The sequence below is a fragment of the Streptomyces sp. CA-278952 genome (assembly GCF_028747205.1).
In the GTDB taxonomy this organism is placed as follows: Bacteria; Actinomycetota; Actinomycetes; order Streptomycetales; family Streptomycetaceae; genus Streptomyces.
This window is the reverse complement of sequence record NZ_CP112880.1, coordinates 4,059,875-4,086,680: the sequence shown is the minus strand read 5'-3', so window position 1 is coordinate 4,086,680 and position 26,806 is coordinate 4,059,875. Positions and strand designations below refer to the sequence as shown.

24 protein-coding genes are annotated in these 26,806 nt (G+C 72.5%); 13 read left to right on the top strand and 11 right to left on the bottom strand.

Going from position 1 to position 26,806, the window contains the following annotated elements:
• Positions 1–125 precede the first annotated feature (125 nt).
• The 6 genes from N7925_RS18300 to N7925_RS18275 all read left to right on the top strand — a co-directional run bounded on the left by N7925_RS18300 (position 126) and on the right by N7925_RS18275 (position 7,917).
• Positions 126–1,775, top strand: coding sequence for a protein kinase domain-containing protein (locus N7925_RS18300; protein ID WP_274344481.1), 1,650 nt, complete (start codon positions 126–128; stop codon positions 1,773–1,775).
• 217 nt (positions 1,776–1,992) lie between these two features.
• Positions 1,993–2,676, top strand: a complete 684-nt coding sequence (locus N7925_RS18295) for a hypothetical protein (RefSeq protein WP_274344480.1) — start codon at positions 1,993–1,995, stop codon at positions 2,674–2,676.
• A 104-nt stretch (positions 2,677–2,780) separates the two neighbouring features.
• Entirely contained in the window at positions 2,781–3,404 is a 624-nt protein-coding gene (locus N7925_RS18290) for a PadR family transcriptional regulator (protein WP_265600626.1), read from the top strand.
• A gap of 167 nt (positions 3,405–3,571) precedes the next feature.
• The gene (locus tag N7925_RS18285; RefSeq protein WP_274344479.1) at positions 3,572–4,354 is read left to right on the top strand and encodes an ABC transporter ATP-binding protein; all 783 of its coding nucleotides are present in this window, start codon (positions 3,572–3,574) and stop codon (positions 4,352–4,354) included.
• A complete protein-coding gene (locus N7925_RS18280; protein ID WP_274344478.1) occupies positions 4,351–7,212 on the top strand; it encodes an FtsX-like permease family protein in 2,862 nt (953 codons plus the stop codon). Before N7925_RS18285 ends, N7925_RS18280 begins: the two co-directional genes overlap by 4 nt.
• Positions 7,213–7,368: 156 nt before the next feature.
• Positions 7,369–7,917 carry a bacterial proteasome activator family protein gene (locus N7925_RS18275; RefSeq protein WP_026290403.1) on the top strand — a complete coding sequence of 183 codons (549 nt, stop codon included), beginning with the start codon at positions 7,369–7,371 and terminating at the stop codon, positions 7,915–7,917.
• Between the two features lie 162 nt (positions 7,918–8,079).
• On the opposite strand, the gene N7925_RS18270 is transcribed toward N7925_RS18275, so the two are convergent.
• From N7925_RS18270 to pdhA, 7 genes are all read right to left on the bottom strand, one after another.
• Positions 8,080–9,072, bottom strand: coding sequence for an NAD(P)H-quinone oxidoreductase (locus N7925_RS18270; protein WP_274344477.1), 993 nt, complete (start codon positions 9,070–9,072; stop codon positions 8,080–8,082).
• A gap of 31 nt (positions 9,073–9,103) precedes the next feature.
• A complete protein-coding gene (locus N7925_RS18265; RefSeq protein ID WP_265600622.1) occupies positions 9,104–10,240 on the bottom strand; it encodes a potassium channel family protein in 1,137 nt (378 codons plus the stop codon).
• Positions 10,198–11,823: a molybdopterin molybdotransferase MoeA gene (locus N7925_RS18260; RefSeq protein WP_274344476.1), complete on the bottom strand. Its 1,626-nt coding sequence runs from the start codon at positions 11,821–11,823 to the stop codon at positions 10,198–10,200. Before N7925_RS18260 ends, N7925_RS18265 begins: the two co-directional genes overlap by 43 nt.
• Positions 11,820–12,740: a DUF6457 domain-containing protein gene (locus tag N7925_RS18255; protein WP_274344475.1), complete on the bottom strand. Its 921-nt coding sequence runs from the start codon at positions 12,738–12,740 to the stop codon at positions 11,820–11,822. Before N7925_RS18255 ends, N7925_RS18260 begins: the two co-directional genes overlap by 4 nt.
• Before the next feature lie 99 nt (positions 12,741–12,839).
• On the bottom strand, positions 12,840–14,378 hold the full coding sequence (locus N7925_RS18250; protein WP_274344474.1) for a dihydrolipoamide acetyltransferase family protein: 1,539 nt from the start codon (positions 14,376–14,378) through the stop codon (positions 12,840–12,842).
• Positions 14,378–15,409 carry an alpha-ketoacid dehydrogenase subunit beta gene (locus N7925_RS18245; protein ID WP_265600617.1) on the bottom strand — a complete coding sequence of 344 codons (1,032 nt, stop codon included), beginning with the start codon at positions 15,407–15,409 and terminating at the stop codon, positions 14,378–14,380. The genes N7925_RS18250 and N7925_RS18245 overlap by 1 nt, the downstream gene beginning before the upstream one ends.
• Positions 15,406–16,566: a pyruvate dehydrogenase (acetyl-transferring) E1 component subunit alpha gene (gene pdhA / locus N7925_RS18240; RefSeq protein WP_274344473.1), complete on the bottom strand. Its 1,161-nt coding sequence runs from the start codon at positions 16,564–16,566 to the stop codon at positions 15,406–15,408. Before pdhA ends, N7925_RS18245 begins: the two co-directional genes overlap by 4 nt.
• 222 nt (positions 16,567–16,788) lie before the next feature.
• On the opposite strand from pdhA, the gene N7925_RS18235 reads away from it, so the two are divergent.
• On the top strand, positions 16,789–17,391 hold the full coding sequence (locus N7925_RS18235; RefSeq protein ID WP_274344472.1) for an Lrp/AsnC family transcriptional regulator: 603 nt from the start codon (positions 16,789–16,791) through the stop codon (positions 17,389–17,391).
• A 15-nt stretch (positions 17,392–17,406) separates the two neighbouring features.
• Here the strand turns inward: N7925_RS18235 and N7925_RS18230 are convergent, their stop codons facing one another.
• Positions 17,407–18,003: a TetR/AcrR family transcriptional regulator gene (locus N7925_RS18230; protein ID WP_274344471.1), complete on the bottom strand. Its 597-nt coding sequence runs from the start codon at positions 18,001–18,003 to the stop codon at positions 17,407–17,409.
• Positions 18,004–18,159: 156 nt separating this feature from the next.
• Here N7925_RS18230 and paaN point away from each other — a divergent pair, with 156 nt between their 5' ends.
• Positions 18,160–19,860, top strand: a complete 1,701-nt coding sequence (paaN, locus tag N7925_RS18225; protein ID WP_274344470.1) for a phenylacetic acid degradation protein PaaN — start codon at positions 18,160–18,162, stop codon at positions 19,858–19,860.
• Here the strand turns inward: paaN and N7925_RS18220 are convergent, their stop codons facing one another.
• Genes N7925_RS18220 through N7925_RS18210 form a run of 3 tightly spaced genes read right to left on the bottom strand, consistent with a single transcriptional unit; the run spans position 19,861 to position 22,945 of the window.
• Positions 19,861–20,616: a TrmH family RNA methyltransferase gene (locus N7925_RS18220; protein WP_274344469.1), complete on the bottom strand. Its 756-nt coding sequence runs from the start codon at positions 20,614–20,616 to the stop codon at positions 19,861–19,863.
• The gene (locus N7925_RS18215; RefSeq protein WP_274344468.1) at positions 20,613–22,082 is read right to left on the bottom strand and encodes an HTTM domain-containing protein; all 1,470 of its coding nucleotides are present in this window, start codon (positions 22,080–22,082) and stop codon (positions 20,613–20,615) included. The genes N7925_RS18220 and N7925_RS18215 overlap by 4 nt, the downstream gene beginning before the upstream one ends.
• Positions 22,079–22,945 (bottom strand): DUF5819 family protein, encoded by an 867-nt coding sequence (locus N7925_RS18210; protein WP_443032186.1) that lies wholly within the window; start codon positions 22,943–22,945, stop codon positions 22,079–22,081. Before N7925_RS18210 ends, N7925_RS18215 begins: the two co-directional genes overlap by 4 nt.
• Positions 22,946–23,060: 115 nt before the next feature.
• Between N7925_RS18210 and paaA the strand changes: the two genes are divergently transcribed.
• From paaA to N7925_RS18185, 5 genes are read left to right on the top strand one after another with little or no spacing between them, the layout of a single operon-like run.
• Entirely contained in the window at positions 23,061–24,107 is a 1,047-nt protein-coding gene (gene paaA / locus N7925_RS18205) for a 1,2-phenylacetyl-CoA epoxidase subunit PaaA (RefSeq protein ID WP_274344466.1), read from the top strand.
• Complete coding sequence (paaB, locus tag N7925_RS18200; protein ID WP_274344465.1) at positions 24,104–24,394, top strand: 1,2-phenylacetyl-CoA epoxidase subunit PaaB; 291 nt, start codon at positions 24,104–24,106, stop codon at positions 24,392–24,394. The genes paaA and paaB overlap by 4 nt, the downstream gene beginning before the upstream one ends.
• Entirely contained in the window at positions 24,391–25,107 is a 717-nt protein-coding gene (gene paaC, locus N7925_RS18195) for a 1,2-phenylacetyl-CoA epoxidase subunit PaaC (protein WP_265600608.1), read from the top strand. Before paaB ends, paaC begins: the two co-directional genes overlap by 4 nt.
• Complete coding sequence (gene paaD / locus N7925_RS18190; protein ID WP_265600607.1) at positions 25,101–25,598, top strand: 1,2-phenylacetyl-CoA epoxidase subunit PaaD; 498 nt, start codon at positions 25,101–25,103, stop codon at positions 25,596–25,598. Before paaC ends, paaD begins: the two co-directional genes overlap by 7 nt.
• Positions 25,599–26,657, top strand: coding sequence for a 2Fe-2S iron-sulfur cluster-binding protein (locus tag N7925_RS18185; RefSeq protein ID WP_265600606.1), 1,059 nt, complete (start codon positions 25,599–25,601; stop codon positions 26,655–26,657).
• Positions 26,658–26,806: the final 149 nt, after the last annotated feature.

Below are 26,806 nucleotides of genomic sequence, written 5' to 3'. Positions count from 1 at the left end.
CCTGCGGCAGACTTGGCGCGTAATCGCGTTGTACGGAACCGCGTCGCACGCAACCACGTCAGACAGAAACGACGTCAGACGGATATACCGCGTGCGACCGCGCGCCGCCGAGGGGGAAGCAAGTCATGAGCCAGGACGGCGCACAGGGCCGCTACGCGGGCGGGGCGGTCGCGGGCGGCCGCTACCAGCTGCGCGACCTGCTCGGCGAGGGCGGGATGGCGTCCGTATACCTGGCCTACGACTCCGCCCTCGACCGCCAGGTCGCGATCAAGACCCTGCACACGGAGCTCGGCCGCGAGCAGTCCTTCCGTGAGCGTTTCCGGCGTGAGGCGCAGGCCGTCGCCAAGCTCCAGCACACCAACATCGTCTCCGTCTTCGACACCGGCGAGGACGAGCTCGGCGGTGCGCTGATGCCGTACATCGTCATGGAGTACGTCGAGGGGCAGCCGCTCGGCTCGGTGTTGGCAGCCGACATCCGCAGTCACGGCGCGATGCCCGCCGACAAGGCCCTCAAGGTGACGGCGGACGTGCTCGCCGCGCTGGAGACCAGCCACGAGATGGGCCTGGTCCACCGGGACATCAAGCCCGGCAACGTGATGATGACCAAGCGCGGCATCGTCAAGGTCATGGACTTCGGCATCGCCCGTGCCATGCAGTCCGGTGTCACCTCGATGACGCAGACCGGCATGGTCGTCGGCACCCCGCAGTATCTCTCCCCCGAGCAGGCCCTCGGCCGCGGCGTCGACGCCCGGTCCGACCTGTATTCGGTCGGCATCATGCTCTTCCAGCTGCTCACCGGCCGGATCCCGTTCGACGCGGACTCGCCGCTGGCCATCGCGTACGCGCATGTGCAGGAGGAGCCGGTCGCGCCGTCCAGCATCAACCGGTCGGTCACCCCGGCCATGGACGCCCTCGTCGCCCGCGCGCTCAAGAAGAACCCGAACGAGCGCTTCCCCAGCGCCGCCGCGATGCGCGACGAGATCGCCCGCGTGCTGAACGCCTCCGGCGGCCAGACCGGCGCCCCCGTGATCGTGGCCGGCGGCGGACCCGCCAACAGCGGCTCCGGTGTCGGCTCCGCGGTGTTCCCGCCGGTCGACCAGAGCGCCCCGTCGCCCCAGAGCGTCCAGACGCCGTACCAGCCGCATCCGCAGCAGCAGCCCCACCAGCCGGGTCCGTACGGCCAACCGACCCCGGCGCCCACGCCGGGCTACGGCTACCCGCAGGCGGCCCAGGGCTACCAGACCTCGGGACCACTGGCCCACCAGACCCCGCCGCCGTACTCGATCAGCCCGCAGCACGCGACGGCCGTGGGCGCGGCCGCCGGCGGCGGCTCCAAGCGGAACATGCCGGTCGTCGTCGGTTCGATCGTCGTCGCGCTGCTGGCCATCGGCGGCCTGATCACCGCGATCGCCCTCCAAGACGGCAAGGACGGCAAGGACGACGAGGCGGGCAAGGGCGGGGACCCGGGCACCAGCGAGGTGGAGGGATACCGCCCGCCGGAGCGCAACCGGACGATGAAGAGCACGGAGTGCACGAATGCCTCCGAGGACTCCAACGACCCGGCGAAGGTCCAGGCGCCGAACTTCGTCTACAAGGACATCCAGTCCGCGAAGGCGTGCGCGGCCGCCGCGGGATGGACCGTCAAGGAGATCGAGGAGAAGGGCAACACCTACGCCGACGGCCAGGTCGTCGGCCAGTTCCCGTCCTCCGGCGCGGCCGTCTCCGAGCGCGGCGCCCACTTCGAGCTGCAGGTCTCCACCGGCAAGCCCTCCTGATCCGCCGGCCACCTGTCGAATCCGTCCGGCCGGGCGGTGTCCGGAGGTGACCGTTACGGGCCCACGGATCTCCGCCCCGGACCGCTATCAGGGCACTATCAGGGCCCGAATTTCCGGATACCGCGTCCGGGATGCCGGATGAGGGGGCCCGTGTGACGCTGATCTCATGGGTCCAGGACTTCCGGCCGCATGGCCGTCGAGGTGTGCGGTCTGTCTGATGGCTGCAGCCGGAGCGGCGCTGGGGCCGCTGGGCGGCTCCGCCCACGGTTCACCGGCGCCCGCCAGCCCGCCCCACTCCGCCACGCCCCCCACCCCCGGCACGTCGAGCCCCGCCGCCACCCCGTCCGCGGCCCCTGCCCGTCCGGCCGCGCCACGGCCCGTACCGTCGGGCTCCGCGTCCCCCTCGGCGCTCCCGTCCGCCCTGCCCGGGCGGTCCGGCGTCCCTGTCTCCGGAACTCCGGGCAGCGGCCCGGACCCGTCCTCCCCGGCGACGACCGGGCACGGGGCGCAGGCCCCCGCCGGGCCCGGGTCCGACTCGCCGGACTCCGCCTCCTCCTCCCCTTCCGCTTCCCCCGGCGTATCCGGGTCGACCGCCCCCCTGGCCGGCCGCGAGGCCGGGGCGGGCAAGGCGCGGCCGGGGCGTTCACTGACGCCGCTGGAGCTGGCGCGGGCCGACGAGCCGGTGCCGGAGGACGAGCCCGATGCGGACCTCGTAGAACCGGTTGACCTGCCCGGTTCCGCCCCGCCGCCCAGCGCCTTCACCGATCCGGGGCCCCGGTCCGGACAGGCTCTGGACGCCGCGTCCGTACAACGGATACAGCAGGTCTCGCTCGGTACGGGCATCGCGCTGGTCGGGCTGGGGCTCGGCTTCCTCGCCTTCCGTATGCGTCAGGCGAACTGAGCGTCGCGCCCCCTCGTCGCGCTGCGCATAACACCTTGTCGCGCTGCGCGGAACCGTACCGATGCGACTTGCCAGGACGAACATACTCGGTATACATACTCAGTATGTCCATTCGCCACGGCCTGCTGGCCCTGCTGGAGCGGGGCCCTCGTTACGGGTCCCAGCTCCGCACCGAGTTCGAGTCACGCACCGGCTCCACCTGGCCCCTGAACGTCGGGCAGGTCTACACGACGCTCAGCCGGCTGGAGCGCGACGGCATGATCGTCCAGGAGGGCTCGGACGACGCCGGGCACGACCTGTACGCGATCACCGACGACGGCCGCACGGAGCTGCGCACCTGGTTCGAGACGCCCGTGGACCGCACCAGTCCGCCCCGCGACGAACTGGCCATCAAGCTCGCCATGGCCGTGGGCGCGCCCGGCGTCGACATCCGGGACGTCATCCAGGCCCAGCGCCACCACACGCTCAAGGCGATGCAGGACTACACCCGCCTCAAGGCACAGGCCCTGGCCGACGTCCCGGCCAACCGGGACGAGGTCGCCTGGCTCCTCGTCGTGGAGCAGCTGATCTTCCAGGCGGAGGCCGAGGCCCGCTGGCTCGACCACTGCGAGTCCCGGCTCGTCCGTCTCGCCGAGGCCGCCGCGACCGAACCCTCCGCCGAGCCCGGCCCCACGGCGACCCGCGGCCCGGCCCGCTCCCTGGCCGGCCGGACCCGGTCCAGGCGCTGACGCCGGCACCCGCGGCACCGGCGGACGCCTCTCCCGGCACCGCCGCCCACATCCCGGGCACCACCGCCGCCGGCCATACCTCCGGGCAGCACCGCCGCCGCCCCCATCCCGGGCGCCACCACCGCCCGCACCTGACCCCGTCCGTTCCCAGGGGGGAACCACTCGCCATGCCTTCGTCCGCCACACCCCCGCCCCCGCCGTCCTCCGGGACGCCCGGCGGCAGCCCCGTACTCGAACTGCGGGCGCTGACCCGTACCCATGGCTCCGGCATCGCCGAGGTGCACGCCCTGCGCGGGATCCAGCTCGCCGTGCACCCGGGCGAACTGGTCGCCGTGATGGGCCCCTCCGGCTCCGGCAAGTCCACCCTGCTGACCCTGGCCGGCGGGCTGGACACCGCCACCAGCGGCCAGGTGGTCATCGAGGGCCAGGACATCGCCGCCCTCGGCCCCAAGGGGATGGCCGCACTGCGCCGCCGCAGCGTCGGCTACGTCTTCCAGGACTACAACCTCATCCCCGCCCTCACCGCCGCCGAGAACATCGCGCTGCCCCGCGAACTCGACGGCGTCTCCGTGCGCAAGGCCCGCAAGGAGGCCCTCGCCGCACTGGCCGAGCTGAAGCTGGAGGAGATCGCCGACCGCTTCCCCGACGAGATGTCCGGCGGCCAGCAGCAGCGCGTCGCCATCGCCCGCGCCCTCGTCGGCGACCGGCGCCTCGTGCTCGCCGACGAGCCGACCGGAGCGCTCGACTCCGAGACCGGCGAGGCCGTCCTCGCCCTGCTGCGCACCCGCTGCGACCAGGGCGCGGCCGGCGTCATGGTGACCCATGAGCCCCGGTACGCGGCCTGGGCCGACCGGGTCGTGTTCCTCCGGGACGGCTCGATCGTCGACCAGACGCTGACCACCGGGGCCGACTCCCTGCTCTCCACCGGAACCGCCGAGGCCGCCACGTGAACCCGCTCCCCGGCTGGCGCGCCGCCTTCCGCATAGCCCGGCGCGACGCCGTGCGGGCCAAGGGCCGCAGCGCCCTGGTCGTCGCGATGATCGCCCTGCCGGTCCTCGGCGTGACCGCCGCCGACCTCACCTACCGCAGCGCCCTGCCCACCAAGGCCAAGGAACTGACCGCTGAGCTGGGGGCGGCCGACGCCCGGTTCTCCGCCACGAGCATGGGCCCGGTGAAGCTCCAGCAGATGCCCGACGGCGCGACCTGGGGAACACCCCAGGGCGCCCCGGACCCCACCCCGGAGGAGCAGGAGAGGCCGGTCGACGTGCCCGCGGCCTTCCCCGAGGGCTCGCGGTATCTCACCGAGCGGACCGCACCGGCGTCGGTGACCACCCGCCACGGCATCACGGACACCGAGATCACCGAACTGAGCGTCTCCGACCCGATGCTGCGCGGCCGCATCGAACTGACCGAGGGCGCCTACCCCCGGGCCGACGACGAGATCGCGGCGACCGAGGACTTCATCGAGGCGTCCGGGCTGTCCGTCGGCGACCGCGTCACGGTGCGCGGCCCCGACCAGACCTACACGCTCACCGGCGCGGTCGAACTCCCCGCCGACCTGCGGGCCGATTCCCTGTACGCGCTCCCCGGCTCGGTCATCGACCCCTGGCAGAAGACCGCCGACCGCGACAAGAACGTCCTGCCGCCCCAGGCGAGCGACCCGAGGTGGCTGGTCCAGGCCCCGACCGGCGCGGGCGTGACCTGGCAGGACGTTCTCGCCGCCAACGACAAGGGCGTGGTGGTCATGTCCCGCCGGGTCGCCCTGGATCCGCCGCCGGACTCCGAGATCCCGATGGCCGCCATGATGGGCGACCCGTACAACGCCACGGACAAGGCGCTGACCGCGGCGGCCCTCACGGTGGCGGCCATGGCCCTCCTGGAGATCGTGCTGCTGGCCGGCCCGGCGTTCGCCGTCGGCGCCCGCCGCTCCCGCCGGCAGCTGGGCCTGGTCGGCTCGTGCGGCGGCACCCGGGGCCAGGTCCGGGCCGTGGTGCTCGCGGGCGGCGCCGTGCTGGGCGCGGTCGGCGCGGTGGTCGGGGTCGGCGCCGGATTCGGTCTGACCGCCCTGTTCCGCCCGATGATCGAGGACTACGCGGGCAGCCGCTTCGGCGAACTGACCGTACGGCCCTGGGAGATCCTCGGCATCGCCGTGCTCGGCCTGGTCACCGGCGTCCTCGCCGCACTCGCCCCGGCGATCGTCGCGGGCCGCCAGTCGGTCCTGGAGTCGCTCACCGGCCGGCGCGGCACCCGCCGCGGCTCCCGGGTGCTGCCCGTCATCGGCGTCACCGCACTCGGTGCCGGTGTCGCCGTCGCCGTCTACGGCGGGGTCAACGGCAGCACCAATCTCGTCGCCGGCGGTTCCATCCTCGCCGAACTGGGCGTCCTCGGCTGCATTCCGGTGATCGTCGGCCTCCTCGGCCGGCTCGGCCGGAGGCTCCCGCTGACGCCCCGCATCGCCCTGCGCGACGCGGCCCGCAACCGGGGCCGCACCGCACCCGCCGTCGCCGCCGTGATGGCGGCCGTCGCGGGGAGCATCGCCATCGCCACGTACACCAGCAGCGGCGCCGCCGAGCAGGCGTACGACTACACGCCCAACATGACCCCGGGCACTGCGGCGCTGATGGCCTCCGACGACCGCGACAACGCCGACCTGCCCCGCTCCCGGGCCGCCGTCGAGGAGAACCTCCCGGTCAGCGGTGGGCGCGCCGACATCGGACGCGTCTGGGCCGGAAGCGACTGCTCCGTGTACTACGAGGAGGAGAACGGCTGCGGCACCCTCGAACTCGTGAAGCCCACCGGCAAGGGCCACTCCTGCCCGCTGAAGGGCAAGGGAGCCAAGGAACTCGCCCTGCGGATCTCGGCCGACGAGCACAAACGGCTGATGAACTCCCCGGCCTGCATGGACGAGAACTACACGATGGTCGCGTTCGGCACCGATGAGCACAAGATCGTCATCGGCGGCGCGGACGTCCTCGACTCGTACGTGAAGCTGGAGGACCCGGCGGCGGCGAAGGCCATCGCCGAGGGGACCCCCGTCCTGCTGAACCCGGCGTACGCGAAGGGTGGCGAGGTCACGCTCAAGGCCACCCATATCTACAACGCGCGCGACAAGAAGAACCGGGCCCTGCACCCGGGCAAGGCCCGCACCACCACGGACCGGCTGAAGGTGTACGTCGCTCCGGACCACTACGCGGCGACGCCGGGCATCCGGATGGTCATGCCGGAGAAGACCGCCGAGCGGCTCGGCCTGCACGTCAAGGAGTACGGCAGCTTCTTCACGCTGAACCGCGAGCCCACGGACGCCGAGAACCAGTCGGTCCAAGCCGCACTCGACCAAGCGGGGAACCGCGCGTACCTGATGACCTCGGAGGAGAGGTCCCGGACGGACGACGACACGATCCTGCTGATCCTCGCCCTCTTCGCCGGAGTGGTGACCCTGGGCGCGGCGGCGATCACGACCGGGCTGTCCAAGGCCGACGCGGAGGCCGACCTCACCACGCTCAGCGCGGTGGGCGCGCCCCCGGGCGTACGGCGTTCGCTGTCCGGCTTCCAGTGCCTGGTCGTCGCCCTGACCGGGGTGCTCCTGGGAACGGTGGCGGGGCTCGTGCCCGCGGTGGCCCTGCGGCTGACCGACCTGCGCGCGGCCCTCGCGGACATGCGGGAGGACCCGATGCAGTCGGCCTACACGCCGATCGTGATGCCGTGGGAGACCATCGGGCTGCTGGCCGTGGTCGTCCCGGTGCTCGCCGGACTCCTGGCCGCCGACCTCACCAGCTCCCGGCTGACCCTGGCCCGACGCGCGGGGTGAGAGGCGCTGCCGGAGGCTTCCGGTGCTGCCGGCGCTGCCAGTGCTGCTGGTGCTGCTGGTGCTGCTGGAAGGCTTTCGGTGCCCCCGAGGACGGTGGATCTTCCGTTTTCGGGGGCACCAACGTGGGGTACGGCACGTGTGCGAGACAATGGCGGCATGGAAATGCCGAGGAATGACCGGTCGCAGGAGCACCCGCAGGTCCTTGTCGTGGGCCAGGACGGAATGGCTATCGGCGGCGGTGCCAGTGACGACGAGTCGCGCGAGGTCCCGGTGACGGAAATGGTGGAACAGCCCGCGAAGGTCATGCGCATCGGCAGCATGATCAAGCAGCTCCTGGAGGAGGTCAGGGCGGCTCCTCTCGACGAGGCGAGCCGGGTAAGGCTCAAGGAGATCCACGCCAGCTCCGTGAAGGAGCTGGAGGACGGCCTGGCGCCCGAGCTGGTCGAGGAGCTGGAGCGGCTCTCCCTGCCGTTCACCGAGGAGTCGGTGCCCTCCGAGGCCGAGCTGCGGATCGCCCAGGCCCAGCTGGTGGGCTGGCTGGAGGGCCTGTTCCACGGCATCCAGACGGCGCTGTTCGCGCAGCAGATGGCGGCCCGCGCCCAGCTGGAGCAGATGCGCCGCGCCCTGCCGCCCGGCACGGGACACGAGGACGAGGAAGGCGGCGCGGACCCGCACGGCCCGATCCGTTCGGGCCCGTATCTGTAACCCCCTGCCCCCTGTCCCGTCCCCCCTGTATCCCCCGTATCCGCCTCCTGAAGTCCGAGGACCGACCGCGAGGGGCCCGGCGCACACATCGTGTGCGCCGGGCCCCTCGTCGTGTGCGCGGTCGTTTGCGGACCCCTCGTCGTTCGCGCGGCCGTTTGCGGGTCAGATGCCGGCCGACGGCGCGACCAGCAGCACCTTCCCGATGTGCGCGCTGGACTCCAGCACCCGGTGCGCCTCGGCGGCGTCCGCCATCGGCAGCGCCCGGTCCACCACCGGCCGGACCACCCCGTCCGCGATCAGCGGCCACACGTGCTCGCGTACGGCGGCGATGATGGCTGCCTTCTCGTGGAGCGGGCGGCCCCGCAGGGAGGTCGCGGTGACGGCGGCCCGTTTGGTCAGCAGGGCGCCGAGATTCAGCTCGCCCTTGGCCCCGCCCTGGAGCCCGATGATCGCGAGGCGGCCGTTGACGGCGAGCGCCGTGACGTTCCGGTCCAGGTACTTGGCGCCGATGAGGTCCAGGATGACGTCGGCCCCCGACCCGGCAGTGTTCTCCCGCAGCTCCTCGACGAAGTCCTGCTCGCGGTAGTTGATGAGGATGTCCGCCCCCAGCTCGGCACACCGGGCGAGCTTCTCCGGGCTGCCCGCCGTGACCGCGACCCGGGCCCCGACCGCCTTCGCCAGCTGGATCGCCATCGTGCCGATGCCGCTGGAGCCGCCGTGCACCAGGAAGGTCTCGCCGGGGCGGAGGTGGGCCACCATGAAGACGTTGGACCACACCGTCGCGGTGACCTCGGGGAGCGCCGCGGCCTCCACCAGGTCGACGCCCTCCGGTACGGGGAGGAGCTGGCCCGCCGGCACGGCTACCTTCTCCGCGTAGCCGCCGCCCGCCAGTAGCGCGCACACGGCGTCGCCGACCGCCCAGCCGGTCACCCCGGGGCCGAGCGCGAGGATGCGGCCCGCGCACTCCAGACCGGGGTAGGGGGACGCGCCGGGCGGCGGGTTGTAGAAGCCCTGGCGCTGAAGCACATCGGCGCGGTTCACGGCGGAGGCGACGACCTCGACGAGGACCTCGCCGTCGCCGGGTACGGGATCGGGCACCTCGGCCCACACGAGCGCCTCGGGGCCGCCGGGTTCGGGAATCGTGATCGCATACATGGCCGCGAGGCTACTCCGGCACGGCGTGCGTTCAGGGACGCGGCGGCATCGAGTTGTTCTGCGCGGAGACGGAGCTGGGGCTCTTCCGCACGATGGTGATGACCCGGTCCGTCAGCTGCAACGGGCTGGCCGCCGGGTCGTCGTAGCCGAGCAGCCGGTGCCCGCGCAGGACGCTGACGACGAGGTCGTCCGTCTCCCGTACGTTCTTGCCCACCTCGGCCTTTATGACCGGCCGTTCCACCAGGTCGAGGCCGCTGCCCTGCTGGATCAGGTCCTCCATCACGGTGCCCGCGCTGGGGCTGAGGACGGAGAGGCCGAGCAGCCGCCCGGCAGCACTGGCGCTGGTGATCACGGCGTCGGCGCCGGACTGCCGCAGCAGGGGAGCGTTCTCCTCCTCGCGCACCGCCGCCACGATCTTCGCCCCACGGTTCAGCTGTCGTGCGGTCAGGGCGACCAGGACGGCGGTGTCGTCGCGCTGGGTGGCGATGATGATCTGACGCGCCTTCTGGAGCTCGGCGCGCAGCAGGACATCGCTCCGGGTGGCGTCGCCGAGCACGCCGGTGAAGCCCTCGGCGTTGGCGGCCTCGATCACCTTGGTGGCCGGGTCGACGACGACGATCTGGTCCTTCCGCAGGCCGGTGGTGCAGAGAGTCAGGATCGCCGAGCGGCCCTTCGTACCGAAGCCGACGACGACGGTGTGGTCACGCAAGTTGGATCTCCAACGCTTCAGCCGGAAGTCCTCGCGGGTCCGTTCCGTGAGGACTTCGAGAGTGGTACCGACCAGGATGATCAGGAAGAGCACGCGCAGCGGTGTCACGAGCACCACGTTGATCAGCCTGGCCCCGTCGCTGAACGGCGTGATGTCGCCGTACCCGGTGGTGGAGAGGGTGACCGTCGCGTAGTAGATCGCGTCGAGCAGATCGACCTTGCCGTCGGCGTTGTCGTTGTAGCCGCCGCGGTCGAGCCAGACGATCAGCACGGTCGCGGTCAGTACGAGCAGCGCCATCAGCAGGCGCTTGCCGACCTGACGGGCCGGGCCGTCGACGACCCGGCGGGGCAGCATCACCCGGGTCGGCACGACCAGTTCGTCCGCTCGCCTGGCCATCGCATCGTGGCCGGGAAGTTTCACGTGAAACACCCTTCCGTCCACGGCGTCGCCGGGGCCCATGGGAGATCCAGAATCTCCACCTCGGTGCCGGACCGTACCCCGCCCGGCACCACCACGGCCAGCCCGTCCGCCGCGGCGATTCCCCGCAGCATCGCGGGGCCGTTGTAGCGCAGCGGCGCGACATGGTCCCGGCCCCCAGCCTGGCCCGCGCGGTGGACCACGGGGACGAGGCGGGTGTCGTGCGGATGTCCGTGTACCTCGGCATGGACGAGGGCCCGGTACGCGTCCTGGGCGGGGCGGCCCGCGATCCCCGCGAGCAGCGGCTCCGCGAGCGTCAGCAGGCCTGATACGGCCGCGAGCGGGTTGCCGGGCAGCCCGACCAGATAGGGCCCGTCCGGCGGGCCCTGCGACTGCCCCTGCGACTGCCCCTGCGGCTGTCCGTTCGGCGGTCCCTCCGGCTGCCGCACTGGCTGTCGCTCCGGCTGTGTTGGAGCCGGCAGCCGTGCCAGCAGCATGGGGTGGCCGGGGCGGACGGCGACCCCGTCCACCAGGAGTTCGGCCCCGAGGGCGTCGAGGACCCGATGCACATGGTCGACCGGGCCGGAGGCGGTGCCGCCGGTGGTGACGATCAGGTCGGCGTCGGAGGCGGTGAGGGCGTCGCGCAGCGCTTCCGCGTCGTCGCCGAGACGGTGGGGCCCGGAGACCTCGGCGCCCAGCGCCCGTAGCCAAGGGCCGAGCATGGGGCCGAGGGCGTCCCGGATGAGCCCGTCGTGCGGCAGGCCGGAGGCCAGCAGTTCGTCGCCGAGGACGAGGATGTCGACGCGCGTACGGGGGACGGCGGGCAGCGCGTCGTACCCGGCGGCCGCGGCGAGACCGAGCACGGCCGGGGTCACGACCGTCCCGGCCGGGACGAGCTGCTCGCCCGAGCGGCACTCCTGGCCCCGGGGCCTGATGTCCTGCCCGGCGGCCACCGGCCGCCGGGCGTGCAGCAGCCCCTTGGCCTCGTCGGCGTGCGCGTGCTCGCTGCGGATGACCGCCGTGGTGTCGGGCGGGACGCGGGCGCCGGTGGCGATCCGTACGGCGGTGCCGTCGGGCAGCGCGGTGCCGGGGCCACGTCCGGCGAGGAGCCCCGCCCCGGCCCCGAACACCCAGGGCCCCGGCCCCGCGACCGCCCAGCCGTCCATGGCCGAGGTGTCGAAGGACGGCAGATCGGTGAGCGCGCCGAGCGGCTCGGCCAGCACGTGCCCGAGTGCTCGGTCGAGCGGCAACCGGATCATCGCGAGCGGACCCGCCCGCCCGGCCCGCGCCGCGACCGCCCGCGCCCGGTCCCAGGAGAGGGGCGGGGGCGGGGGCGGCGACGGGTGCGGGGGCGGGGCACCGGTCGGAGTGGCGCCGCCCGGGGTGGCGCTGTTGGCGCTGTTCAGGGTGGAGTGGGGGCTGCCGGTGGAGGCGTCGTTCGCGTCACCGCGCGGGTCGCCCGCGGAGGCGTCGTCCCCTCGGCGGTCGTGGTCCCGGCCCGGGCCGGATCGCGCCCCGCCGACCAGGGCGAGCGCCTGCTCGACGGCCCGCTCCGCCTCCGCACGCGCGAGGTCGTCCGGGTCGCGGCGGGAGCGACCGGGGCCGACCGGGTCGGGGCCGGTCATGGTGTCCCGGTCCCTTCGCGCCCCGCGTCGGGCTTCGTCTCCGCGTTGGCCTCCGCGTTCGCCTCCGGGCTCACTTCCGCTTCCCAGCGCAGAGCCAGGGCGGTGGCCTTGCGAGCGGCCTCCGCGACCGCTGCCGCGGCCTCGTCGGGACCCGCGCCTGCGCTCGCCCTGGCGGCCGCGTACCCGACCAGGAAGGTCGTGAGCGGTGCGGCGGGGCGGGCCACTCCGTGCGCGGCGTCACGGGCGAGGTCGAGCAGGACACCGGTGTCGACGTCGAGTTCGATTCCCAGTTCGTTCTTGACCGAGGTGATCCATTCGTCCAGCACAGCCCCATGCTCCCTGATCCGGGCTCTGGCGGCGGCGATGTCGTCCCAAGTGTCGCAGTCGAACGCGGCGTCGGGGCCCGCGTCGACCCGGGCGAGATCGAGCTCCGCCGTCAGAAGCCGGAGCGGCAGCCCGGCAAGGCCCCCGTACTCGGTGGCGAGCAGGGCCAGCTCCCGGCGGAGCGGCTCGGCACGGTAGGCGGCCACCAGCGGCTGGTCACGCCCGTCGGGGTCGGTGCACAGGGCCCCTTCCCGGCCGGGTTGTCCGGCCGCGGCGAGCAGCGTGTCGACCGTCCCCGCGCCGAGGAACGGAAGGTCGGCGGAGAGGACGAGAACGCGCTCCGCCGTCGTCAGCCGCAGCCCGGCCCCCAGCGCCGCCAACGGCCCGCCGCCCTCGGGCACTTCCCGGGTCCAGAGCACCGGTCTGGCGGTGGCGCGACGACCGCCCACCACGACGGTGAGCGCCGCGCCGTCGCACGCCGCGAGCACCCGGTCGAGCAGCGCCCGGCCGCCCACCCTGACTCCTGGCTTGTCGGCGCCGCCGAGCCGCTTCGCGGCCCCGCCGGCAAGGACGATCACGTCATAGGCGGTCATACGTCGAGTATGGGCGGCGGCCCTGAGCGACGCCCCCGCCGGGGTGGCCGGAAGGTCCGGTCCCTGAGGGGCGCGTCCGGCGGGAAGCCGACCGGTCGGCTACAGGGTGCGCAGCAGCACCGCCGGCTGCTCCACGCAGTCCGCCACATACCGGAGGAAGCCGCCGGCGGTTCCGCCGTCGCACACCCGGTGGTCGAAGGTGAGGGACAGCTGGACGACCTGACGTACGGCCAGTTCGCCCCGGTGCACCCACGGCTTGGGCATGATCCGGCCGACGCCGAGCATCGCCGCTTCCGGGTGGTTGATGATCGGCGTCGAACCGTCGACGCCGAACACCCCGTAGTTGTTCAGCGTGAACGTGCCTCCGGTCAGCTGGGCCGGGCTCAGCTTCCCGGTCCGCGCCAGCTCGGTCAGCCGGGCGATCTCGGCCCCGATCGACTCGACGTTGCGGGTGTGCCCGTCCCGGACGACGGGAACGACGAGGCCCCGCTCGGTCTGGGCCGCGAACCCGAGGTGCACGCCGGGCAGCCGGACGATCTCCCGGGCCTCCGTGTCCACGGTGGAGTTGAGCTCGGGGAAACGGGCCAGTGCCGCCGTGCAGATCCTCGCCAGCAGGGCCAGGACCGACACCTTGGGTCCGGCGGACGGGCCCGTGGCGGCGTTCATCGCGGCCCTGGCCGCCATCAGCTCGGTGGCGTCGGCGTCGACCCAGCAGGTGGCGTCCGGGATCTCGGTCCGGCTCCGCGACAGCTTGTCGGCGACCGCTCCGCGCACCCCGCGCAGCGGAATCCGTTCGGCGGCCGGCGGAGCGGGAGCCGCAGGTGCCTGGGCTGGCTTCTGGGCTGATGCCTGGGCTGGCGTCTGGCCCGGTGCCGGTGCCTGGGCCACACGTGCCGTCACCGCCGCGGTCTCCTCCGCCTGCCGGATCGCGCCGTCGACGTCGGCGCGCAGGATCAGCCCGTCGGGACCCGAGCCCGCCAGCCGCCGCAGATCGATGTCGTGCTGCCGGGCCAGCCGGCGTACCAGAGGTGAGACCACCGGCACGGGCCCCTGCCCGTTCACCACGGCGACAGCCCCACCCGCGGGAGCGGTCTCGGCGGCAGCGGTCGCGGGAGCGGTCTCGACGGCAGCGGTCGCGGGAGCGGTGACGGACACGGCCGGGGCGAGCGCGGGTGCGTCGGGCACCGGAGCGTCGCATGCCGGCGCGTCGGGCCCCGGGGCCTGGGCGACCGTCCGGTCGAGTCGGTCCGGCCTGATGCGCCGACGCCGCGCGGCGGGTGCGCCCGTCCCGTACCCCACGAGCACGTTCCCCGAGCCGCCCGAGGTCTCCGTGGCGGAGACGGAGGATGCGGCGGAGGACGGGGATGCCCCGGAGAGATCCAGCCCCTCCGGCGCTCCGACGGCGACCGTCAGCAGCGGTGCGCCGACGGGAAGTTCCGTGCCCTCCTCCCCGAACCGCGCGGTCACCACGCCCCCGTAGGGGCAGGGCACCTCCACCATGGCCTTGGCCGTCTCGACCTCGACGACGGGCTGGTCGATGACGACGACGTCGCCGACCTCCACCAGCCAGCGGACGATCTCCGCCTCGGTCAGTCCCTCACCGAGGTCCGGAAGCTTGAACTCGAGCACCTTGGCCATCAGCTGTCCGCCTCCCACTGCAACCGGGCCACCGCGTCGAGCACCCGGTCCACTCCCGGCAGATGGTGCCGCTCCAGCATGGGCGGCGGGTAGGGGATGTCGAACCCGGCCACCCGCAGCACCGGAGCCTCCAGATGGTGGAAGCACCGCTCGGTGATCCGGGCGGCGATCTCACCGCCGGGCCCACCGAATCCGGGCGATTCATGGACGACGACCGCGCGCCCGGTGCGCCGCACCGAAGCGGCCACCGTCTCGTCGTCGAACGGCACCAATGAGCGCAGGTCCACCACTTCGAGGTCCCAGCCCTCGGCGAGCGCCGCCTCGGCGGCCTCCATGCAGACCGGCAGGGAGGGCCCGTACGTGATCAGTGTGGCGCTGCGCCCGGGACGGCGCACCACGGCCTTGCCGATCGGCTCGACCGCGGCGGGAGCCTCGGGCGACCAGTCGGCCTTGGACCAGTAGAGCCGCTTGGGCTCCAGGAAGATCACCGGGTCGTCCGAGGCGATCGACTCCCTCAGCAGCCCGTACGCGTCGTCGACCGTGGCCGGGGTGACGACGTGCAGGCCGGGGGTGGCCATGTAGTACGCCTCGGAGGAGTCGCTGTGGTGCTCGACCCCGCCGATCCCGCCGCCGTACGGCACCCGCACGGTGATGGGCAGCGGCATGGCCCCGCCGGTGCGGTTGCGCATCTTCGCGACATGGCTCATCAGCTGCTCGAACGCCGGGTAGGCGAACGCGTCGAACTGCATCTCCACCACGGGCCGCAGCCCGTACATCGCCATGCCGACGGCCGCGCCGAGGATGCCCGCCTCGGCCAGCGGGGTGTCCGTGCAGCGGTCGTCGCCGAACTCCTTCGCCAGCCCGTCGGTGATCCGGAAGACCCCGCCGAGCGTGCCCACGTCCTCACCGAGCACATGGACGGTGGGGTCCTCTGCCATCGAGTCGCGGAGCGCGCGCCCGAGGGCCTGCGCCATCGTGGCCGGTTTCGCCTTCGTCCGACGTCCGTCGGCCGTCACTGCCGCGGTCGTCATCGTCCCGCCTCCGCGTCGTGCTCGTCATGGTCCTGCTCGGCGTCCAGCTCGGCACGCAGGGCGGCCGCCTGCTCCCGGAGCTGGCTGGTCTGCTCGGCGTAGACATGGGTGAACAGGTCCATCGGGACCAGCTCCGGATCCGCGTTCATCCGGTCGCGCAGGGCGGCGGCCATGCGCTCCGCGGCCTCCTTCGCCTGCGCGATGCCCTCGTCGTCCAGCAGCCCGCGCTCCGTCAGCTCACGCTCCAGCAGCCGCACCGGGTCGTGCGCCTTCCATGCCTCGACCTCGCTGTCGACCCGGTAGCGGGTGGCGTCGTCGGCGTTCGTGTGGGCTTCCATGCGGTAGGTGACCGCCTCGACCAGGGTCGGCCCCTCGCCGCGCCGGGCCCGTGCCACGGCCTCGCCGAGGACCTGGTGCACCGCGGCCGCGTCGTTGCCGTCGACGAGGCGGCCCGGCATCCCGTATCCGACGGCCTTGTGGGCGAGGGAGGGGGCGGCGGTCTGCTTGGCCAGCGGAACGGAGATCGCGAAGCCGTTGTTCTGGACGAAGAAGACCACCGGGGCCTTCCAGACGGCCGCGAAATTCAGCGCCTCGTGGAAGTCGCCCTCGCTGGTGCCGCCGTCGCCGACCATGGCGAGCGCCACCACGTCGTCGCCCTTGAGCCGGGCGGCGTGCGCCAGCCCCACGGCGTGCGGGAGCTGGGTGGCCAGGGGGGTGCACAGCGGAGCGATGCGGTGCTCGCGCGGGTCGTAGCCGGTGTGCCGGTCGCCCCGCAGCAGGGTCAGCGCCTCGACCGGGTCCAGGCCGCGCGCGACAGCGGCCAGCGTGTCGCGGTAGCTGGGGAAGAGCCAGTCCCGCTCCTCCAGAACCAGGGCCGCGGCGATCTCGCACGCCTCCTGGCCGGTGCTCGACGGGTAGACCGCCAGCCGGCCCTGCTTCGTCAGCGCGGTGGCCTGGGCGTTGTAGCGGCGCCCGCGGACCAGCTCGGCGTGGAGCCGGAGCAACAGCCCGGGATCGACGTCGGCGACCGCGTCCGTACCGAGCACCCGGTGAGGCTCCGGGTCCGGGAGCAGCGGGGCGGGGTCGGTGATCGGCTTCCAGGCCGGGGGCGGCGTGGGCCGGTAGGCGGCCGCGCCGGGCAGCTCTTGGACCGTCATGAGAAGCACCTCCTGGCATCGAGGGAGATCGGGGGTGGTCGATCGTGGGTCGACAGGGAGCGAGACATCAAGCGTTGGGCGAGGCGCAGATGTGGTGTGCCTCACCTACCGATTGTTCGGTCGTGGGGGCATTTTGGCTACAGGCACCGCCAGCCTGTGGACAAACGGTTCTCCACAGCCTGGGATAGGTACAGGTCGTCCACAACAGGGAGGCGCGGGCAGATGGCAGCTGAACAAATGGCCGACAGGGGCGAGGAGCCGCGCCGGACCGCGCCCGCCGTCGTACCGCAGGCCGCATCCGCGGCCGTCCCGACGACCGCACCTGCCGGCCCGGCGGGGGAGCCCCCGGTTCCGCCCGCGCGGCCGCTGGACGCCATCGACCGCGACATCCTGCGCATCCTCCAGACGGACGGGCGCGCGTCGATACGTTCCGTGGCCGAGCGGGTCCACGTCTCGCGCGCCAACGCCTACGCCCGGATCAACCGGCTCGTCGAGGACGGCGTGATCCGCGGTTTCGGCGCGCGGGTCGACCACGAGCGGGCGGGCCAGGGGGCGTCCGCGTACATCACGCTCAAGATCGTGCAGAACTCCTGGCGCACCGTGCGCGAGCAGCTTCAGGCGCTGCCGGGGGCCACGCACATCGCCCTGGTCAGCGGCGACTTCGACGTACTGCTCCTGGTGCACACGCCGGACAACCGGGCGCTGCGGGAGCTGGTCCTCACCCGGATCCAGTCCATACCCGAGGTGCTCTCGACGCGCACCCTGCTGGTGTTCGAGGAGACGGACCTCGGTCCGCGCCCGGACCGGCCGGCCGAGCTCGCCTGACCGCGACGGGCGGGCTCAGCTGCCGTTCGCCCGCAGCCCCTCGAAGGCCAGCTGGACGATGGTGTCCGCGAGCTGCTCCTCCCCCGGGAAACCGCCCGGCTGCGGCCGGTACCACTCGACCAGCGAGTTGACCATGCCGAACAGCAGCCGGGTCGCCAGCCGTATGTCCACGTCCGCCCGGAGGTCGCCCTCGGCGACCGCCGCCTGGAGCAGCTCCGACACCCGCTGGTCGAACTCGCGACGCCGCTCCAGCGCCCAGCGCTCCGTCTTCGTGTTGCCGCGCACGCGCAGCAGCAGGGTGACGTAGGGGACCTCGGCCATCAGCAGGTCGACCGTCCGGCGCGTGACGTACTCGACCCGCTCGACCGCGCGCCCGCGCTGCGCCCCCGGCTCGTCGAGGATGTCGAAGAGCCCGTCGAGCGCCCGGCTCACGGCCCGGCGCAGCAGCTCCTCCTTGCCCGCCACATGGTGGTAGATGGAGGATTTCGAGATGCCCGCCGCCCGGGAGAGGTGCTCCATGGAGGTGCCGTCGTAGCCGCGCTCGTTGAAGACACGGACGGCGACGGTGAGCAGGGTCTCCGGTGTGTACGTGTCCCGCTTGGCCGTGGTCATGTCCGCGATCCTCCCCCATGAGGTATCAGCCCCGCACAGGCGGGGAGCGTCGAAGTTGTCCACAGGTTCCCCGGGGCCCCTTGTCCCGACCGATCGTTCGGTTACTCTAACTCCGTCCGTACCTCCCCGCCCGGCTCGATGAGGAGTTGGTCCGCCATGGCCGCCGCGCTCACCCCCCAGCAGCTGTCCGAGACCCACCGGCCCACGCTCGACCAGGCCCTCGACGCGATCAGTACCCGCGCGTACTGGTCGCCGCACCCCGAGCACCCGAAGGCCTACGGGGAGGGCGGCGCCGCGGGCAGTCTCGGCGCGGCCGAGGGCAAGGCCGCCTTCGACGCCGTCCTGAACACCCGTCTCGACCTGGGGCAGCCGGGCACGGACGGCTGGACCGGCGGCGAGGTCTCTCCGTACGGGCCGGAGCTCGGCGTCGAGTATCCGCACGCCGACCTGGACGTCCTGCTTCCGGCGATGAAGGCCGGCACGGGTGCCTGGCGGGCGGCGGGACCGGAGATCCGGGCCCTGGTCTGTCTGGAGATCCTTTCCCGGATCAGCGCCCGCACCCACGAGCTGGCCCACGCCGTGATGCACACGAGCGGCCAGGCCTTCATGATGGCGTTCCAGGCGGGCGGCCCGCACGCCCAGGACCGCGGCCTGGAGGCCGTCGCGTACGCCTACCGGGAGCAGGTCCGCACCCCGGAGACCGCCGACTGGTCCAAGCCACAGGGCAAGCGCGATCCGCTGAAGCTGCACAAGTCGTTCATCACGTCCGGCCGCGGCATCGCGCTGGTCATCGGCTGCAACACCTTCCCCACGTGGAACGGCTATCCCGGCCTCTTCGCCTCCCTCGCCACCGGCAACCCGGTGCTGGTCAAGCCGCACCCGCGCGCCGTGCTTCCGCTGGCCCTCACGGTGTCCATCGCCCGCGAGGTGCTGACCGAGGCGGGCTTCGACCCGAATCTGGTCGCGCTGGCCGCCGAGCGGCCCGGCGAGGGCATCGCCAAGACCCTCGCGGTCCGCTCCGAGATCCGGATCATCGACTACACCGGCTCCACCGCCTTCGGCGACTGGCTGGAGGAGAACGCCCGCCAGGCCCAGGTCTACACGGAGAAGGCCGGCGTCAACACGATCGTGCTCGACTCCACCGACGACTACCGGGGCATGCTCGCCAACCTGGCGTTCTCGCTCTCGCTGTACAGCGGTCAGATGTGCACCGCCCCGCAGAACCTGCTGATTCCCCGGGACGGCATCGCCACCGACGACGGCGCCAAGTCCTACGACGACGTGGTCGCCGACATCGCGGCCGCCGTCACCGGACTGCTCGGCGACGACGCCCGCGCGTCCGCCCTGCTCGGCGCGCTGGTCAACCCGGACGTCAGGGCCCGGGTGGAGGCGGCCGGTGAGCTGGGCGAGGTGGCCCTTCCCTCGCGTACGGTCGCGAACGCCGAGTTCCCCGACGCGGTCGTCCGCACGCCGGTGCTCGTGAAGCTCGACGGCACCAAGACCGACGACGGCGCGGCCTACCTCTCGGAGTGCTTCGGGCCGGTGTCCTTCGCCGTCGCCGTCGACTCGACGTCCGCCGCCGTGGAGCTGCTCCGCCGGACGATCCGCGACAAGGGGGCGATGACGGTCGGCGCCTACACCACGTCCCCCGAGGTGGAGCGTGCCGTCGAGGAGGTCTGCCTGGACGAGTCCGCCCAGCTCTCGCTGAACCTGACCGGTGGGGTCTACGTCAACCAGACCGCGGCCTTCTCCGACTTCCACGGCTCCGGGGGCAACCCCGCCGCGAACGCGGCGCTCTGCGACGGAGCCTTCGTCGCCAACCGCTTCCGCGTGGTGGAGGTGCGCCGCCAGGCGTGATCAGAGGGTCTCTCGCGGGTCCGGGACATCGGCGTGGCGCTGCACCCACGCGTGCATCGCGATGGCCGCGGCAGCGCCGGCGTTGATGGACCGGGTCGAGCCGAATTGCGCGATCGAGCACACCATGGAGGCGTACTCACGCGCTTCCTCGGTCAGGCCCGGCCCCTCCTGGCCGAAGAGCAGGACGCAGCGGCGCGGCAGCTCGGTGCGCTCCAGCGGTACGGCGCCGGGGAGGTTGTCGATCCCGATGATCGGCAGCCCCTCGGCCGCCGCCCACGCGGTCAGGTCCGCCGTGTCGGGGTGGTGGCGCACATGCTGGTAGCGGTCGGTGACCATGGCCCCGCGCCGGTTCCAGCGCCGCCGGCCCACGATGTGGATCTCCTTGGCCAGGAAGGCGTTGGCGGTCCGCACCACCGAGCCGATGTTGAAGTCGTGGCCCCAGTTCTCCACGGCGACGTGGAAGCCGTGCCGCCGCAGATCGAGATCGGCGACGATCGCCTCCCGCGTCCAGTAGCGGTACGCGTCACCGACGTTGCGCCGGTCGCCCTGGGCCAGCAGCTCGGGGTCGTAGCGCTCGCCCTCGGGCCAGGGCAGCGGGTGCGGCCCGACACCGACCGGCTGGCCGTAGCCGTCGTCGTACTGGAGGGGTTCCTCCTGAAGAGGCCCCGCCGGGGAGCCTTCCGCCGGGCGGGGTTCCGCAGGGCGGAGTTCCGCCGATGTCGGGGTCTCATGGGTTCTGCCGGTCTCGCTGCTCACCCGACGAGCGTATGGCCCCCGCCGCCACCCTGGCGCCGGGGCTCCTCCGTACCGCCCCCGCCGTCCTTCACCGGCCCGGCCTCCTCGGGTGGGTCGGCGGGCCCGCACGCGGCGCCGGGCTCCCCGGGCTCCCCCGGTGTGCGCGACCGGCCGGGCAGCCCGGAGAGCAGCCGCCGTCTGCCGATCGTGGCGCGGGCTCCCAGCCACATGAGGAAGGCCGTGGGCAGGAACACGGCGTCGGCCGCGATCATCGCCATGGAGAAGAACGGCAGCCCCAGGAGCAGGGCGATCCCCGCGTGCTCGCAGATCATCACGACCAGCAGGACGTTCTTGACCCGCCGGTTGAACAGCGTGAACGGAAAGGCGACCTGCACGATGACCGTGCCGTACGTCAGCACCATCACCATCAGCCCGCTGGCGCCCAGGACGTCCGACAGGGCGGGCCACGGGGTGAAGTAGTCGAGGTTCAGCGGGTAGTAGAGCGCGGTGCCGTCCTGCCAGCGCGATCCCTGGATCTTGTACCAGCCGGCAGTCGCGTAGATCAGGCAGACCTCGGCCATGATCACGGCGAGCGTGGCGTTGTGCGCGAGGTTGGCCAGCACATCGAGCAGGGTGCGGGGCTCGCCGTGCGGCAGGTAGCGGTTCACGACCCACCACGCGGCTGCGGAGAGCCAGATCGTCCACAGCAGGGTGGGGAACCACCAGGTGCCGCCGAGTCCGCCCATGAACGTGGCCGCCACGAGGACGTGGCCGAGGAGCACCCAGAGCACCGGGCCCACGATGTCCCGCGGGGGCGGCAAGCCCGCCGCGGCACGCTGCGCGTCGCGCGCCGCACGCCGCGCGTCCAGCGACCAGACCTGGGCGCAGCGCGTCAGCACCAGGTAGATCGCCATGAGGTGGACGACGTTGTCGCCGCCGTCGCCCATGAAGATGCTGCGGTTCTGCACGGAGAGCACGCCGACCATGAAGAGGACGGACATGGTCCGCGTCCGCCACCCGAGCAGCAGGGCCGCAGCGGACAGCAGCGTGAGGGCGTACACGGCCTCGAACCAGACCGTGTTGTCTGTCCACATCAGGACGGAGAAGGCCTCGTTGCCCTTGGTGAGCTGGCGGGCCAGGTCCCAGTGCCACGGACTGTCCGGGCCGTACAGCTCATGGCGGTTCGGCAGCTCGCGCAGCAGGAAGAAGAGGTAGGTGGCGGCGAAGCCGATCCGGACGACGGCGCTCTGGTACGGGCCGAGGGCCGAGGCGGTGACGCGCTGGAGGGCACGGGCCGGGCCACCGCCGGGACCGCCGGAGCCGCCGAAGCCGCCGGACGGGGGCACGGCCGGGCGGGGAGCCGGAGGCTGCATGCCCACGTTCTGAGGGCCGGTGTTCTGAGGGCCGGTGTTCTGGGAGATGGTGTTCTGGGAGATGGAGTTCCGCGGGCCGGTGTTCTGTGGGCCGGAGGGCGAGGGGATGGTCACTGGTTCTCCTCCACACCGCGCGCCTCGTCCCGGTCCTGGTCCGCGGCACGCTCGGGAAGATCGTCCGGCGTCACGGTCCACCAGGGGAGTACGCGGTAGACCGGCCGGGTGCTGATCTTCTCGTTGCTCCACGGGGGCGGGGCGATGGAGCTGGTGGCGGAGCGGAGCTGGATGCGCTCGATCGCGCCGCCGTAGTCGCGCTCGCTCAGCCGCAGCATCGTGATGCGCCGCACGTAGCGCTCGGAGAGGTCCCCGCGCAGACCGTTGGGGCGGTTCTCGCCGTCATGGGAATTGACGTAGAAGTCCCAGCCCCGGCGGAGCTCGTTCTGGTCCACGTGGCTGGGGAAGAAGTTGCCCCGTATCTGCTCGCCGTCCTCGTACGTCAGGTTCATCCACCTGGTCGTACGGCGGCCGTCGGCCCCCACCACTTCGGCCCGCACGTGGACGGCGACGTTCTGCTGGAGCGGGTTGGGAGCGAAAAGCTTCCAGTTCTGCTCGAACTCCGGGTAGATCCATTGGTCGATCGTCTTCCCGTGCTGCTTGGACAGCGTGTTGGACGGGGCGACGTGCAGGAACACCATGGCCACCTGCGTGCAGGCGAGCAGCCCGATCAGGGACAGCGCCAGAGCGGCGACCACCTGGTAGGGAGCGGAGAGCCCGGCTATGCCCCGGCCGGTGGCCGAAGGACCCTGCACAGGTACGGGCACAGGACCCGGGACCGGCGCCGAAGGCGAAGGTGGGGTCGGCGGGGGCGACGGCGGTATGGCTTCGAGGGCGTCCTGCGCTTCCGCCGGCCGGTTCAACGCCTGCGGCCAGACGTCCTTCCCCCCGCCCGCAGAGCTCCTGTCGTGGTCCGAATCCATCCCGCCCCGATCACCGTCGATCACCACTCAGTTATCCACAGGGTTGACACCCTACGGGCCTCCGACTCACCATTGAAGTCAAGGAACCGAACGATCGGTCGGTAGGGAGCCCGGGATGGCGGCAGTGACTGCGGACCAGAGGACGCAGAAGACGATCGGCGCGGAGGATGCGGTGGACGCGGACCGCATCGCGGCTTTCGACGCGGCCGTGGCAGCGGACGAGCGGATCGAGCCGCGCGACTGGATGCCCGACGCCTACCGGGCGACGCTGGTGCGCCAGATGGCCCAGCACGCCCACTCGGAGATCATCGGCATGCAGCCCGAGGCCAACTGGATCACCCGGGCGCCCTCGCTGCGCCGCAAGGCGATCCTCATGGCCAAAGTGCAGGACGAGGCGGGCCACGGCCTGTATCTCTACAGCGCCGCCGAGACCCTGGGCACCGGCCGCGAGGAGCTGCTCGACAAGCTCCACGCGGGCCGACAGCGCTATTCGTCGATCTTCAACTACCCCACGCTGACCTGGGCCGACGTCGGGGCCATCGGCTGGCTGGTGGACGGGGCGGCGATCACCAACCAGGTGCCGCTCTGCCGCTGCTCCTACGGCCCCTACGCCCGCGCGATGGTCCGCATCTGCAAGGAGGAGTCCTTCCACCAGCGCCAGGGGTACGAGCTGCTCCTCGCCCTCAGCCGCGGCACCGAGGCCCAGCACGCCATGGCCCAGGACGCGGTGAATCGCTGGTGGTGGCCCTCCTTGATGATGTTCGGCCCGCCCGACGACGCCTCGTCGCACTCCGAGCAGTCCATGGCCTGGAAGATCAAGCGGCACTCCAACGACGAGCTGCGCCGGCGCTTCGTGGACATCTGCGTTCCCCAGGCCGAAGCGCTGGGCCTGGAGCTCCCCGACCCCGACATCCGGTGGAACGACGAGCTCGGCCGGCACGAGTTCGGCGCGATCGACTGGGCCGAGTTCCACGCGGTCCTCAAGGGCAACGGCCCCTGCAACGAACAGCGGATCACCCAGCGGCGCAGGGCCCACGAGGAGGGCGCCTGGGTCCGGGACGCGGCAGCGGCGTACGCCGCCAAGCACGCCCCGGCGCGGTCATCGCCCCGGACACCGGCACAGCACAGCGCGCCCGCGCACCACATGGAGGAGACGGCATGAGCAGCTCGACCGACTGGCCTCTGTGGGAGGTCTTCGTGCGCTCGCGCCGCGGACTGTCCCACACCCATGCGGGCAGCCTGCACGCGCCGGACGCCGAGATGGCCCTGCGCAGCGCCCGCGACCTTTACACCCGCCGCTCGGAAGGCGTCTCGATCTGGGTGGTCCCGTCCACCGGGATCACCGCCTCCTCCCCCGACGAGAAGGACTCCTTCTTCGAGCCGGCCGGCGACAAGCCCTACCGCCACCCGACCTTCTACGAGATCCCGGACGGGGTGAAGCACCTGTGAGCGCCGCCCTCGCCCTCGGCGACGACGCGCTGGTGCTCTCGCACCGGCTGGGGGAGTGGGCCGGCCACGCCCCCGTCCTGGAGGAGGAGGTGGCCCTCGCCAACATCGCCCTCGACCTGCTGGGCCAGGCCCGGGTGCTGCTCTCGCTCGTCGGCGACGAGGACGAGCTCGCGTACCTCCGCGAGGAGCGGGCCTTCCGCAACCTCCAGCTGGTCGAGCAGCCGAACGGGGACTTCGCGCACACCATCGCCCGGCAGCTCTACTTCTCCGTCTACCAACACCTGCTGTACGAGCGACTGGCAGCCGGCAACAGCGAGTTCACCGGCCTCGCCGCCAAGGCCGTCAAGGAGGTGGCCTACCACCGCGACCATGCCGAGCAGTGGGTCCTGAGACTCGGCGACGGCACCGAGGAGAGCCGCGTCCGGATGCGGAGCGGCCTGGACGCGCTGTGGCGGTTCACCGGGGAGATGTTCCAGCCGGTCGAAGGGCTCGACTCCCCGGACTCCGGTGTCGACTGGCAGGCTCTGGAGGCCGGTTGGCTCGCCGCCGTCACCGATGTCGTCGAGCGGGCCGGTCTGGACCTTCCGGCGGGCCGGCGGTCCGGGGGCTGGGCGGCCGGAGCGGGCCGGCAGGGCCTGCACACCGAGCCGTTCGGCCGCATGATCGCCGAGATGCAGCATCTGCACCGCAGCCATCCGGGGGCGTCATGGTGACCGACACCCAGCTGGAGGCGGAGCTGCGTGACCTCGCCGGCTCCGTGCCCGACCCCGAACTGCCGGTGCTGACCCTGGCTGAGCTCGGCGTCCTGCGGGACGTACGTCTGGACGGGGCGGGCCGGGTGACCGTACAGCTCACTCCGACCTACACCGGCTGCCCGGCGATCGAGGCGATGTCCGCCGACATCGCGCGGGTGCTGCACGACCACGGCGTACCGGACGTCTCCGTGGTCACCGTCCTGGCGCCGGCCTGGTCGACGGACGACATCAGCGCCGAAGGACGCCGCAAGCTGGCCGAGTTCGGCATCGCCCCGCCGCGCGCCCAGGGCCCCGCCGGCGGCCCCGTGCCGCTGACGCTCTCGGTGCGCTGCCCGCACTGCGGTTCCACGGACACGGAACTGCTCAGCCGGTTCTCCTCCACGGCGTGCAAGGCCCTGCGCCGCTGCGTCGCCTGCCGTGAACCGTTCGACCACTTCAAGGAGTTGTAGATGTTCCATCCGCTCCGGGTCAGCGCGATCGAACGGATCACGGACGACGCGGTGGCCGTGACGCTCGCCGTGCCGGCCGAGCTGCGCGAGACCTTCCGCCACACTCCCGGCCAGCATCTGAACGTGCGCTACACCGTGGACGGCCAGGAGATCCGCCGTTCGTACTCGATCTGCGCACCGGCCACCGAACAGCCCGGCGAACCGGTCCTGCGGGTGGGCATCCGCATGGTCGACGGCGGGGCGTTCTCCACGTACGCCCTGAAGGAACTGGCCGTCGGGGACCGGGTGGAGGCCATGCCTCCGATGGGCCGCTTCGTCCTGAAGCCGCGTCCCGGGCTGTTCGCGGCGGTGGTCGGCGGCAGCGGCATCACCCCGGTGCTGTCCATGGCGGCCACCCTGCTCGACCGGGAACCGACGGCCCGGTTCTGCCTGATCCGCAGCGACCGCACAGCGGCCTCGACGATGTTCCTCGACGAGGTGGCCGATCTCAAGGATCGTTATCCGGCCCGCTTCCAGCTGGTCACCGCGCTCTCCCGGGAGGAGCAGTCGGCCGGACTCCCCTCCGGACGGCTGGACGCCGAACGGCTCACCGGCCTGCTGCCCGCCGTGGTTCCGGTGGCGGAGGTGGACGGCTGGTTCCTGTGCGGGCCGCTCGGCCTCGTACGGGCCACGGAGAAAGCCCTGAAAAACCTCGGCGTCGACCGCTCCCGGATCCACCAGGAGATTTTCCACGTCGACGAGGGCCCCACCGACGTGACGGTGGTCAAGGTCGCCGCCCCGTCCGACGCCGTGCTGACGGCCACCCTCCACGGCCGCTCGGGCAGCTGGCCCGTGCAGGACACCGAATCCCTGCTGGAGACGGTGCTGCGAAGCCGCTCGGACGCTCCGTACGCCTGCAAGGGAGGGGTGTGCGGGACCTGCCGGGCGTTCCTCGTCTCGGGCGAGGTCCGGATGGACCGCAACTTCGCGCTGGAACCGGAGGAGACCGGGGCGGGCTTCGTACTGGCCTGTCAGTCGCATCCGCTCACCCCGGAGGTGGAGTTGGACTTCGACCGCTGAGGTCGCCGAGGCGGCTGGGATCACTCAGGTCGCTGAGGTCGCTGCAACCCTCCGGTGCCGGGGCGCTGACGTACACCCACATCTCTCCGCACTGTTCCCTTCCCCTAGAACCTGTTCTATCTTGACGCTCCGTCAGGTCGTGCACGGTT